The organism is Bacteroides sp. M10 (assembly GCF_014334015.1).
GTDB lineage: Bacteria > Bacteroidota > Bacteroidia > Bacteroidales > Bacteroidaceae > Bacteroides > Bacteroides intestinigallinarum.
In genome coordinates this window covers 2,688,508-2,702,394 of sequence record NZ_CP060488.1, presented here as the reverse complement: position 1 = coordinate 2,702,394, position 13,887 = coordinate 2,688,508, and the positions used below count along the sequence as shown (strand labels likewise).

Here is a 13,887-nt window from a genome sequence, read left to right as displayed (position 1 = left end):
CTTCCTCGCATTTACATTATTTTATTAAAAGCATAGCATTTACTTATCTGTATATTTAAAAACTATAGCATGGTTATTGGCATCTGTAAATGAAATATATCCAACTCCTGTGGAGGAAAAAGCTATATTCAAATTACTAGAAGCAATATCTGCTAATTTATGAGGATCTGACCATTGCTTAGTTTCATTATCCAAATAAATAACCTTTGGATAATCTTGATCTTGTTCATCTCTGTAGGCAACAAAAGGAGTACCATCAGGAGCTATTGATATGGCCACTGAAGTTGAAGTTGAGGTTTTAAAATCCAAAGGCAATGGATTTCCCCCTACTGTAGACCATTGTTTTGTTACCGGATCATATTTCTTTAGTCTCAAGTTATACACACCTGATGTCACAGCATCATCACTTGTTAAGATATAAAGTGTACCATTTTCTTCCGCTTCAATATCCAGTCCAACAATGCCAGTCTGAGTAGCATTTGGTTCTACATAATTATTTAATAGAATACTCCATGTTCCATTTTTATATTCATACACTGAATGACCATAATTTACACCTGCTACTGTCCCACGATTAATCACTAACAAATAGGCGGCATGCTCTGTCTTAGCAAGATTACAATTATAGACTGGAGTCCCAGAAGCCAAAAGTGGCAATTCACTACTCGCCCAACTGTTTTGATAAATAGACATAACCAATACTCGTCTTGGGAAAGAAACTTTGTTGCTATTGTTCACTTGTGAAACAATAGCCTCTCCATTATCTAATACTCTTAAATGTAATTGCTGTGATTGAGCATTTACAAATCCTTGATTACCTACATAATTCCAGGTAGTCCCATTCCATTTCATTAAAGACGCAGCACCTGCAACTGTGGTAGCGCTGTTATCAGAATAAACAACATAAGGAGTTCCGTCCTTGTCAATATCAAAATCATAATTTGACAAACTAACTTCTCCTCCAAAGCCCTCTAAAGAACCAACTGCTGTCCAAGTTGTACCATCAACAAGTTTTATGACAGCCATTTTCTCTTCTTCTTTTAGTTTAAAACCAAGATATGGAAGTTGATCCACGGGGTTTATTTTTAAAACAGATCCACTAAAAACTGATGTCGCTGTAAAGTCCGGCATTCTTACCCAAGCCATATTAGAAGACTTAGCAACTGTTACCGTATACTTTACATTCTGTTTTCCATTACTAACAATGTAATCTACAGGAGCTGTAAAATCATTGGCAGTAGCACCGCTAACTTGTGTAACCCCATCCACTAAGACTATATTACCATCATTCGTCGTAAAGCGAGCAACAAGTGCACTTTTGTCTATAAATGCAGGCATAGTAACCTTAGCTGTTGTGGAAGATAGGGTAGCTATATAATCATCTGATAATATACTTGAATTATCTTCAGCATAAAACCCAAAGGTTAACAGCTTAGCTTCAACTCCTTCATCTGTCCCATCATTCTTGTCATCCGAACAAGATGAAAACGCAGCAAACAAAACAATTACTGCCATCCAAAATAAATCTTTCATTCTATTCATATCATAAATATTTGTGGACCGGAGTCCTGTTATACAATCATATTATTACTAATTCTTAGGGTAAAGTACAGCTTTTATCATAGGAGTAGTGCTCAATAAAGATTTTGCAAAAGAAGAAATATCTTTTGCTGTTATACTATTTACAGTTTGTGCATAATCATTCAGATATTTCCAATCCCCCTGTTGATTGAATATGGAATTGCGAATCCAAGAAGTCCAAAAAGAGTTTTTTTGTTTATCCAATTCAAAATCTTTCAAAAGATTACTCTTAACATCCATTAATATGCCTTCAAATGATTCCGGATATTCATAAAGTCTTTGTAATTCTTCTTGTGTAGCATTAACCAAACTATCAACATCCTCTGGCAAGCAGACAAATCCAATCATCGTTCGTGATAAGAAAGAAGGATATAGACCCGCACTCGAAGCTACGCTTACACTATAGACTTTTCCCATTTCCTCACGCAAACGGTTAAGTAAACAAGTGCGCAACATCGCTTTCATTACATTCGATTTCAATGTGAATGAGCTAAACTCCTCTAACAAACTGTCTTGCTGGAAAATCAATGAAACTGATGCTTTAGGAGAATCCCCCGTGTGATGTATCAATGAACGGGATTTATGAGGTATATTACGTTCTGTATAACGCCAATCTGTATCATTCGATCCTTTAGGTAATCCACCGATATATATAGTGATTAACGGCTTTATATCTTCTATAGTACAGTCTCCCAAAATAACAAAAGTGTAATCTTTCGCTGCACCATAAAAACGATTGAATAGAGGAAGCATATCCTCTTGCTTTACATATCGTGTTATTAAAGAATCAGAAAGTATTGTATTTGTGTAATTTCGTCCGTTCAAAAGCCACATTAATTCTTCCTGAAAAACCTCCGTCGGACTTTTTTGTTTGACACGATAATTTTCTTTTGTCTTCTCTATTGTTTGTTTACAAATTGCTGTATCCAACTGAGGGTACATCCATTTGGTATAGAGTAGTTGGAACATTGTTTCCATATCCTTTACCTGTGATACTCCAGCTAGTCCAGTACGTGTCTTATCAACAAGTAGACGCATAGAAGCAGAGTTTCCTGCCAGAAAATAGTTCAATGCATCCCTTGAAAAATTCCCAGCTCCGGAAAGTGAGATAATACTGGGAGCGAATATACCTGTATAATAATGCAGAGAATCTAAAGAATAAAGCCCACCTTTCCGAAAACCAGTCAACAACACCTTCCCCTTATCGAGTTCTGAAGACTTAAATATAACGCGCGTACCATTATTTAGCCAAAGAGACACAGCTCCTATCTCCGGTATATTTTCTTCTCTGACAATATGTCCCCCCGACGGTAATTGACATAATTCATCCGGTACAGAAAAGTATTTATTATACCGTTTCGAAGATTGTTTTCTGGCTTCTTTTATAATTGACATCAAAGTCGCATCTCCATTCACTTCCTCATTAGCTTTTTCATTTGCTCGCAATAGATAATGCATCTTTTGGGGTGAATATACTTTTGCCAAATTCCTAACCAAAGCAACAGAGTCTAGTTCTGGAAAATATCGTTGAACTAATCGATACTCTTCTTGTAATGAGGTAAATCTATTTCCTACATAAAAATCTGCATAAATATCGTTCATCAATTCAACGGAAGCAGGACTTTGCTGATTTTGAAGTTTATTCTCCAAGTTATTATAAATAACCTTTTTGGCATGTTCTATTTCCGTCTCAGTAAACCCATAACGAAAGATTTGCTGTTGCTGTGCAATAAACTCCGAAATACCTTTTTCCATTTTGCCAGGTAGTAGTTCTACCGAACATAACAATACCCCAGTTGCATTCAGAAAACTTGAGTACTGAATACTGGCTTTCCTATAAGAAGGATTTTCAAAAGCCCAAGCATTCATTCGCATCTTAAAAAGGCGATTCAATAATGTTCGGGTCAAATAAGCCTTATAATCCTTTGCCGTCCGAACCGGTTTTGAAAGTGGCAGCAACTGAATCATATCCAATTCTATTGTTTTCAGCGATTCATTGGTAAGTATCCTTACCGCTTCCTTTTTATAAACAGGAATATGGCATTGCTTCCAAGTAGGAGAGGCTACAGACGATAGTTTCCCGAATTTCTCCTTTATAAGCATCTTAACCTGTTCGGGATTTATATCACCTACAACGGCCACAGCCATTAGTGAAGGATGATACCATGTTTGATAATAATCCAGAATATCCTCTCGTTTACAGTTTCTAATGACAGCCGTATCACCAATAGTCATTCGTTCGGAATAGTGCGAACCATTCAGAAGTTCCAATAGAAAAGCTGTATCACTATCGCGTTTGGCATCTCTCTTCGACAACCATTCCGAAAGTATAACTCCACGTTCTTTTTCTACCTGCATTGAATCGATAGAAAGCCCGCCTGCCCAATCAGCTAAGATAGTTAATGTTGAATCTACCATTTGAGGATTGGATGAAGGCAACTGCAATTTATACACAGTCTCATTAAACGAGGTGTGCGCATTTAAATCTTTCCCGAATTTGGCTCCTTTCGACTCTAAGAAACGAACCATACCATCAGAGGGGAAATGATAACTACCATTAAATGCCATGTGTTCTAGAAAATGAGCCAATCCCCGTTGATTCTCCTTCTCCATGACGGAGCCAGCCTTCACAAACAAACGATAAACGGCTTCCCCTTTGGGATTCGTATTCGGGTAAATATAATAGGTTAATCCATTATCCAGTTTTCCTACAATCAGATTCTTATCATATTGTAAGAACTCTGATGATTGCCCGTATACAACAGGGCTTAGTAATAAGCCTATAAAAATCAGCCACAAAAACTTTTTCATTCTACTCCTTCATTAATTCTGTTTCTCTATCACCAGTTCGCGCTGTAACCCGTCGGGACCTGGAAGTCCCATAGTCAGTCCTTGATTATTGCCAGTCAAACGAATGGTTATTGTATTGTCTTTGTTCTCATCTAAATGATTTGGCATCCATCGGATGCGTATGGGCATATCATAAATACCCGGTAGAAAAGTTAATGTACTACCCTTTGTTACCAGTTCAAAATCAACACCTGATTTCAGACCATCTCCCACTATGACTTGATAGTTCACTTCCAGATTCTCAGTCAGAGGTTTCGAACTTAGATACACACTGTAAGTATTGATGTTATTCACATCAGACTTGACAATAACTTTAGATACACCTTTATCTGTCATAATATGAATAAAAGGCGTATCATAAGGCTCTTTCTCATCAGTAGTACATGCCCAAAAGCAGCTTATTAGTAATATAAAGTATAGTGATCTCATAAATGATTTATTTTAATTGTTTACTGTCGGATTGGGTTGCATATTTGTATTCGCATTCAATTCTACTTGCGGAATAGGCAATACAAAATAATCACTAGGATAAACGATCTTTTCCACTGAAGAATTCGTGTTTTCCTCACGTTTAAGATCCTGCTTCCAGCGTATAATGTCAAAGAAGTTATGTCCCTCAAAACAGAGTTCCTTTACACGTTCCTTCTCTATCAGTTGTATCAGTTTTGCGTCTGAATATTGACTAAGTACATTGACTGCATAGTCTGTATCTACAGCACGCTCCAAAATAGATTTAATATATCCGGAAGCAGCTGTATAATCTTTCAGATGCCAAGCTGCTTCAGCAGCATTCATATACATTTCGGAAAGACGAAAAACAAATGGATCATCCCTATTCACTTGGTTATCCGGCTGTTTTAGAGAATAATATTTGGAACAATAAGCTATTCCATCCTTATTTCTAAGTAAGCCAAGACGGATATCCCCTTCATCGAATAACGTAAATAATGTATCTGCGGGAACACAGGAAGCATCATAAAAAGCCTTTAATTTTCCTGATTGATCTATTCCATTCAACCGAAAGATAGCTTCTCCCGCAGTAGAAAGATCCTGATACATATTTAAATAGGTATCTCCTTGAGACAGTTGCCCTGTTCCAATTGCCAGTTTTGCATACTTCAGGGCGTTATTCCAATCTTCCATATACAAATAGACTCTCGAATATAATGCGTTGACCGCTTGTAAAGAAGCATAATATATTCCATTTGCTTCAATGCCCCTGAAACAATCGGCAGCTCGTTCCAAATCTGCTAAAATTTGTAAGTATACTTTCTTCACACTCTCTCTGGAAACATTATCATCGGGACCTGGAGTTTTTAATAGAATAGGAACTCCTAAGTGTGAAGCATCTGACGTGTAATTATAAGGCTGTGCATATACCCTACATAAATCGAAATGACACAATGCCCTCAAGAATAAAGCTTCTCCGAGAATACGTTGACACATATCCTTTGCATTCGGATAAGCTGAGATCACCTGAGGCTGATATTGAATTACATTATTAACATTTGCCAAGGCTTCATATATTTTACGCCAAATATACCCTACAGCTCCTGTCTCTTGTAAAGCATCAGAAGTAAAATTATACTGATCAAGCATATCTGCTCCTGCAGAGACATACTTCATTGATAACATATTTCCGGCAACATCCGGATATTTTGTAAACTCATTGTCATAATAAGCATACATCTTATTATATGCGCCAACCAGCCCTGCATTCAGTCCGTCAGGATCTGAAAGGAATGAAGGGATTGTCGTTTTTCCTTTTTCTTCAACTTCTAAAAAATTGGTACAACTGCTAATCAATTGCATAATGATGCATAAAGCACCGACTAGTAGATATATTCTTTTTTTCATGTTATCTTAAACCTATTTAATTATAATCCTATATTTAGTGCTATCGAGAAATATCTTTCCATCGGATAACCACTCATACATGTTTTATAAGAATTATGATCCTTTCCCGAATAAGGGGTCCAGACCCATAAATTATCTCCAATCAAGGAAATAGAACAATCTTTTAAGCCAGTCGAATGTAGAATTGTCCGGGGAATTCGATAGGAAAATACTAGATTCTGCAAACGAACCTGAGTTTTGTTATACAAATAACGGGTAGAGTTCATCACCGACTGAGTAGAGACTCCCCATATTGGTTTAGGGTTCAGTGCTAAATCACCAGATTTTTGCCAACGATTCAACTGGTCAATAGACTGATTTTCCGTCATTATATTCAACCCATCCGAATTACTTGCCCTACCGAAAGATGTAAATCCGTAGCCTCCTATTGAATAATTGAACATAAAACGTAAACTAAAATCTTTGTACGTTAAAGTATTTGTCAAGCCACCAGCTAGAACAGGAGTTGAACTCTTATACGGGACTCGGTTATCCGTACTGTAAATTCGTGTTATATTCCCTTTTGCATCATACCACAAAGGTGCTCCATCACGAGGATCAACTCCAGCCCAGCGTACTAAGTTATATGTATGTATGTCATATCCTTCCCTCCAAACCATCTCACCCATATTTTTCTGAATGCCATTATATAGTTCTAAGAGTTTATTACTATTATGTGCTAGATTCAGATCAGTTAACCAACTGAAATCACCATCTTTCTTCGGCCGGAAATTGTGACTAGTTATAGTCACTTCAATCCCTTTATTTAATATTGTTCCCACATTTCTATACACACGAGTATCACCTGTCGTTCGAGAAACATCTAAATTACTCAACAAATTAGTTGTCTTATTATGATACCCTTCAACTTCTATATCCAAACGATCGAACAAGCGTACACGAACACCTATATTTGTCATATAAGTAGTTTCCCAACTCAAACGGCTGTTTGGACACCCCGACATAACACCACCTATTTCTCCTGCATAAGAATAACTTTCCCCATAAGAATATAAGCCAAGAGCTTCCTGAGAACCTAAGCGGGAATTTCCATTTGCTCCATAACTAGCTTTTATTTTCAAAATATTCATCCATGGAATATTGTAGAAACTCTCATTCTGAATATTCCAAGAAACTCCTATAGAACCAAAATTAGCCCAGCGTACATCTGACCCAAATTGTGAATTTCCGTCTCTACGTCCATTTAATGTCACATAATATCGATGATCGTAAGAATAACTAAGCTGTCCTAACATAGAAGCTTTGCGTTTCGTCTTACTAGTATTAGTCCCTTTACGCTCTTTTGCATAAGACACATCTTGAATATGATCATTTATGAAGCCTGACCCTGTAACTCCAAGTGTCACATAGTCCTGTGAACCAGCCTCAATCCCCAATAATCCACTTATATCATGTTTATCAAAAGACTGCTTATAATTAATGCGATGTACAGTAGTCCAGTTCATCATATTTAATGAATTTCTAGTGGAATAACCTATCGGACCATCAGCGCTCGTCATTCCGGACCAATTAGTACGAGCATAATAAATTTCTTCCTTACCAGACTGATAATCAACACCAAATTGTCCTGTGTAAGATAACCCTGAAAGAATATCATACCTCAACATTAAATTGGCATTCGTATATAAAGTCTTTTGATTGTAAATATTCTCTTCCCTTTCCGCTACACTGTTCAAGAAACGGTTTTCCGACCATTTAGGACTTCCATCCGTTTCTTTTCCGGATATAACCTTATTGTAAAGACGAAAAGTTCCATCTTCATTATATGGTTCAAATATCGGTAAGTACTCATAATAATCCCTTCCTGGATTAAACAAATCGTTCACATTATAAGAAGTAGCAAGATCAACCGAGACCTTAAACTTTCGAAGAAAAGTAAAATCCAAATTAGAACGAATAGAAAAACGCTGTTGTTTATTCCCTTTCACCGTTGCTGTATTCTCTAAATAAGAAGCTGATAAATAATACGCCGTATTCCGAGCTCCTCCCATTAAAGATAAATTTGTTTGAAAAGTATTAGCGGTATCATAAAACACATCTGTCCAATCTGTATTTGTAAGGCTGTATTTGTTCATTTCATTATCAGTATAGGGAAAGTATTTTAAATCGTTCCCTGCATTTTGATAAGCTTCCTTAGCTAACATTAGATATTGATTGGCATTCAGAACTTTCGGACTAGTGCTCTTATCAATCTTTGCAACCCCATATTGAGCCGTTAAATGAATACGCAAGTCACCTTCTTTTCCTTTTTTAGTTGTTATCAATATGACTCCGTTTGCACCATTCGCTCCGTAAATGGAAGTTGCCGTAGCATCCTTTAGTACTGTTATTGACTCAATATCATCAGGATTGATAAAAGATAACGGACTAATAGTCGTACTCATTCCAGGAATCAAATTAGTATGTTCACCTGTATAAATAGGAGTCCCATCCACAACCCACAATGGCTCGTTCGAAGCAGATAGAGAAGCATCTCCACGAACCCTTACATTGTAGCGTGCACGTGTATTATCCGGTGAATCTGTATTCGGATCAATTTTCACTCCCGGAATCAAGCCATCCAACATTTTATCCACTCGTAAAGCTGGTAGTGCTTTTAACTGGTCAGCATTCACTTGAAAAGCACTACCGACTTGGTCTAACCTCTTTTGTGCTGTACCATACGCTCCTACAACCACGACATCATCAATAGAAATCGCATCCTGAACAAGTTTTACATTAAGTACTCTTCCCTTAACGGGTACTGTTTTCGTTTTCATCCCCACAAATGAAAAAGTTAAAAAAGCCTCTGCCTTACTAGACACTTGAATTGAATAGCGTCCATCCATATCCGTTATCGTAATATTACGAGTATCCTTTTGTTGTATAGTTACACCAACTAATGGTTCACCGGCATCATCCTTTACTTCTCCTGTTACTAAGAATTTATCATCCTGCTGTAGTTCTTCTTTTTTATTAACAGTGATAATATTGCCAGACTTTTTAAAAATAAAACCTGTTCCATTAAACAAACGATTCAAAACATCAAAAACAGATTCCTTTTCTGCCGTAACGGAAATCGGTGTTATAGTCTCCAATAATTCTGTATTATAAACAAAATCCAGTTTGGTCTGTTTTTGGATCTCATTAAACAATGTACTAACAGAAACACCACTCAAATGTAACGTTACCTTATAATTCTCTTGCATATAATCTTCACCAACGAACAAGAACGATTCCTCACTATAATTTTCATGAGAAATGGCATACAGGTAATTAGGGATCAATGTTGTACATAGCAACATTATAATAATTAGAATTCTCATAATCACTTATATATTATTATTTATTCTTCCGATCAATTTTAATACGAAGTCCGGAAATCTTAAAGTCAACATTTACTGTCTCTTCGATAGCATTCAAAATGACAGCTATATCGTCATATCGATACAAACTGCCTGTGAAATGAAGTTCTTTCAATGATTTATCTAAGAAATCAACATCTACATTATACCACAATGCAAGTTCTTCCATCAGACTTCCCAGACTCTCATCATAAAAAATAAAACGATTAGAATGCCAAGCGGTATTTAATAACAAATCTTTATTTTCAACTGATAAAAGATCCGTAGAAGCATCCCATATGGCTAGCTGTCCAGGTGATAGTTTATGCAACTTTTGAGATTGAGTATAAATTCCAATGCTACCCTGCACTAAAGCAACTTCAACTTTTCCTTCCACACGAGACTTCACATTAAACGCCGTCCCAAACTGCTGTATCAAAATTCCTTGAGTTTCTACTTTAAATGGATGCAATGAATCTTTTGCTATTTCAAAAAACGCCTCCCCTTTCAATTCTACAGTCCGTTCATTCATACCTTTAAAACTAACCGGATATTTCAACTCTGATAAAGAATTCAAATGTACCCTTGTTCCATCCGATAAAGTTAATCGAAATTCTCCTCCACGTGGAACAGACAAAGTATTCTGTTGACTTATTTCTACTTTTGATGTTTCTGGAATATGATAAACAATCATCCCATCATACTCTCTTGCAATAGGCGTATCACCTATATAAATCCAATGTTCTTGCCCAGATTTTTTCAATTGTTTAGCACTACCATCTTCTAAAGTCAATATTGCTTTTGACTCTCCAGGAGTTATTCGTGATGCCTCATAGTAAAAATAGAGTCCTCCCCCTACAGAAAATAGCAATATCAGTAGAGCACAAGCAATCTTCAACCAACGACGAGAAAAAAAGCCTATTTTTCTTTGCGTTGATATCCTTCTAGTTCCCTTATGTAAAGAGGTCCATACTTTACGGAAAGCCTCATCCGATTTAGCATCAAAACGATGATATTGACGATAATCCTCAACAGCAGTCTTATCCAAGTTGATTTTCTGAAAAAAACTCTGATGAGATTCATCCTCTTGCAGCCATTTTCTTAGAATTTGGTCTTCTTCTTTAGATAAACACCCGACCAAGTATTTAACAATTAGTTTTTCAATCTCCATACTATCTAATTATCATTTGTATTACACAAACGATTATAGATATAAATCGAGGTACAAGAAAAAAATAAAAAATGAGGTATCTGGATATTTTTTTTGCAATTTCTCTTTCAGATTGTTCCGAAGAGTTTTCATTGCACGTTTCTTTTGAGTTTTAACAGTTTCTATTGACAACGATAATTTTTTAGCAATAGCATCATTGTCATAGCCTTCCAGATGTAACAGGAATATTTCCCGACAACGTTCCGGAAGTAAATCAATCTGTTTAAAGAGTAAGCGAAAAACTTCTTCTTTCTGAGAAGAATCATCCGACAAGAAACGATTTGCAGTCAAAGCTTCTTCAATATAACGACTTTCTACATTTTGATGTCGCAAATAATCAAAAGCCGCATTTCTTATCGAAATATAAAGAAATGAACGAAAATTCGCTTGCGAAGGAAATATACGATTTTCTTCCCACAAAGATGCAAATACATCTTGTACGATATCTTCAGCTATATCTTCACGTTTCGTATATTTTTGAGCATAACATACTAATATCCCGTAATAATCACTGAACAATCTTTCAAATATATCTTTCCGATTAATAGAAAAACCAGGCTCACGTATCATTTAGCAAGTTTTAGACAGCAAATATAGAAATAAACGATAGAAAAAAACAATAAATAAACATTAAATCATATTTCAGAATTAAGAATATTCGAACACTCTACACCGTTTACCTCTTTCAAGATTTTCTGAATTTCTTGAAGAATGCTCTCAACCTTTTCATTTATTTCCGTAGAAAAGTCCTCCCCACGCCTTGCCTCCAACCAACTCAGTAGAATTACAGCATTCCCAGCTCCAATCAATGTAAAAAGAGGAAGAAGTTTGTGAGCTATTGCAGCTATTTCATCCACCTCCTTGGCATTTAATGCCTGCGCCATCCGATCAGCACTCTTTTGTGTTTCCTCTATAAATGTTTGGATAATGGAATGTGTAGCTTCAGGATCATCCTCCGAAAAAGAAGTGAGTGCATTTACATTTAGTTGCATATCTTCTGTTATATGCGCTTCATCGGCCGAAAGTTGACCTTCATTTACTGTTAGCAACAATTCCTTTACTGTAAACGGTTTATGCAAACAACCGGCAAAACCATGTTCATGTAAAGCGGCTTTATCCATCTCACTACGGGCAGTCACAGCAATAACAGGAATTGTTTTTGCTTGTGGTATATTAGAAGCCCGTAATAGTTTTACCAGATCAAACCCGTTAATGGCAGGCATTTGTATATCTGTCAGCAATACATCGAAGACGGAAGAGCGAAGTTGTTCAATCAGCTGTTCCAGCTGTTCACAACATACCGCATCAATACCATGCTGTTTCAACATGGCAGCAGTCAGATTCAGCTGAATTTTATCGTCATCAATCAAAAGCACACGAATGACTTTCATGGGAGGAATGGCAGCCGACTGTTTGGGAGCGTATGGACTTTCATTCTCCGAAGATTCACTTTCCGGAGATTCGCTCTCTGTAAGGGATTTACCTACCGGATACAGAGGCAGAACGACCGTAAAACAGCTCCCCTCACCTAATGTACTCTGCACGTCGATTGTTCCCTCAAGCAAGGTAACCAGCTTCTTCACAATAGACAATCCAAGCCCGAATCCTTCTTCTCCCTGTGCGCCGGAAAGACGTGTAAACTCCTGGAAAATGCGTTCACGATCTTCTGACGCCATTCCTTTTCCTGTATCGGCTATGGCAATGGTTAACTTTGAAGAATCATAACCGGCGGTCAGACTGATCTCGCCTTTTTGAGTAAATTTTACGGCATTGGACAAAAGGTTATTCACAATTTGCCGGAGTCGCAAAGGATCGCTGATATATCCTCCGTTCAGTTCCGGAGCGACGTGACATTGCAAGGCTAATCCTTTGGCAGCAGTCAGGGGTTCGAAACTGACATAAATTTCATCAAATAGCTGGGAGGGGTTAAAGGTTACACGATTCACTTCCGCTTTATTGAGATCAAGTCGGTGGAAATCAAGCAAGTCACTGACTAACTTCAATAAATGTTCTGAAGAGCTTTTCATATTGTCGAGGTAGAATCGTTGCCGTTCATCTTCTGTCAATCGGGACAGGAGTTCGGTATATCCCATAATTGAGCCTAACGGAGCTTTAAAATCATGGGTAATGGCAAGCATCAATTTTTCACGGGCGATCAGTAAATCTTCCGCCCGTTTATTCGCCACCTCCAATTGCTGGCGGTAACGGTTGCTACGGGAGATATCCCGCATAATCAATATCAGGAAAAAAGCAGATAATAGTACAGCACCAACCGCGATACCGCCGATGATACGTGCCGACCGCATCCTCACTTCCTGCTGAAGTTCAGCATCCTGACGGGCACGCAAGGTCATTTCTTCCTCATATTGTTTAATCAGGCTATCCATCCGTGCCGTCAACTGCGTATTCATCCGCTGGTACTTTGTACTGGTACGCCGGATTGTTTTCCTCCGTTGCAGTCGTTTTTCTTCGGTAGCCATGCGGATTTTCTGCTGAAGAGAGTCTTTGGAAGTGGTAGGTTGAAGAATGGTATCGGTGGCGACTTCCAACGATGTATTTACTAATACGGCACTGTCTTGTTTAGAAGGGGAAAACACTTCGGCGAGTCGCTTAAAGAATCCCTTCTTTTTAGGAGTAGTGATTAAAGAGTCACGCTTGGTTATGACCCGATGTTGTACCCGCTGCTGGGTAATAACAGAATCCTGTTCGGAAATGATTTCTTCGATTTCCGAAGCAGAGAGAAGACTGTCGTTTGCCTCACTTAGCACCCGCAACATCTGAATCGTGTTTTGATCTTTCTCATGGAGAAGGGTCAATAGACTGTCTGTTCTTAAATTCTGTTGATCGTCGGCGGCCGACAACGCTTCCATCTCACGATGTACAAACACCAGCGAGAAAAGGAGGATCGCCAGCAACAAAGTGTAACCGGCGGTTATTTTCAACTTTGTAAAACGGAAGGAAGCCATTGGGGTTAAGTATTAAGTTTTAAGTATCAAGTATTTAGTA

General features: G+C 37.6%; 8 protein-coding genes. All 8 read right to left on the bottom strand.

Going from position 1 to position 13,887, the window contains the following annotated elements; genetic code table 11:
* Positions 1–39: 39 nt before the first annotated feature.
* Complete coding sequence (locus tag H8796_RS09530) at positions 40–1,542, bottom strand: hypothetical protein (RefSeq protein WP_233530348.1); 1,503 nt, start codon at positions 1,540–1,542, stop codon at positions 40–42.
* Between the two features lie 48 nt (positions 1,543–1,590).
* Positions 1,591–4,392, bottom strand: a complete 2,802-nt coding sequence (locus H8796_RS09525) for a pitrilysin family protein (RefSeq protein ID WP_117936045.1) — start codon at positions 4,390–4,392, stop codon at positions 1,591–1,593.
* Positions 4,393–4,404: 12 nt separating this feature from the next.
* Complete coding sequence (locus tag H8796_RS09520) at positions 4,405–4,860, bottom strand: hypothetical protein (RefSeq protein ID WP_117936047.1); 456 nt, start codon at positions 4,858–4,860, stop codon at positions 4,405–4,407.
* Between the two features lie 12 nt (positions 4,861–4,872).
* On the bottom strand, positions 4,873–6,288 hold the full coding sequence (locus tag H8796_RS09515) for a RagB/SusD family nutrient uptake outer membrane protein (protein WP_117936049.1): 1,416 nt from the start codon (positions 6,286–6,288) through the stop codon (positions 4,873–4,875).
* Positions 6,289–6,308: 20 nt separating this feature from the next.
* Complete coding sequence (locus H8796_RS09510; RefSeq protein WP_117936051.1) at positions 6,309–9,653, bottom strand: SusC/RagA family TonB-linked outer membrane protein; 3,345 nt, start codon at positions 9,651–9,653, stop codon at positions 6,309–6,311.
* A gap of 16 nt (positions 9,654–9,669) precedes the next feature.
* Positions 9,670–10,842 (bottom strand): FecR family protein, encoded by a 1,173-nt coding sequence (locus H8796_RS09505; protein WP_117936054.1) that lies wholly within the window; start codon positions 10,840–10,842, stop codon positions 9,670–9,672.
* A 33-nt stretch (positions 10,843–10,875) separates the two neighbouring features.
* Positions 10,876–11,451, bottom strand: coding sequence for an RNA polymerase sigma-70 factor (locus tag H8796_RS09500; protein WP_187343964.1), 576 nt, complete (start codon positions 11,449–11,451; stop codon positions 10,876–10,878).
* 65 nt (positions 11,452–11,516) lie between these two features.
* Positions 11,517–13,847: an ATP-binding protein gene (locus H8796_RS09495; RefSeq protein WP_117936058.1), complete on the bottom strand. Its 2,331-nt coding sequence runs from the start codon at positions 13,845–13,847 to the stop codon at positions 11,517–11,519.
* Between the last annotated feature and the right edge of the window lie 40 nt (positions 13,848–13,887).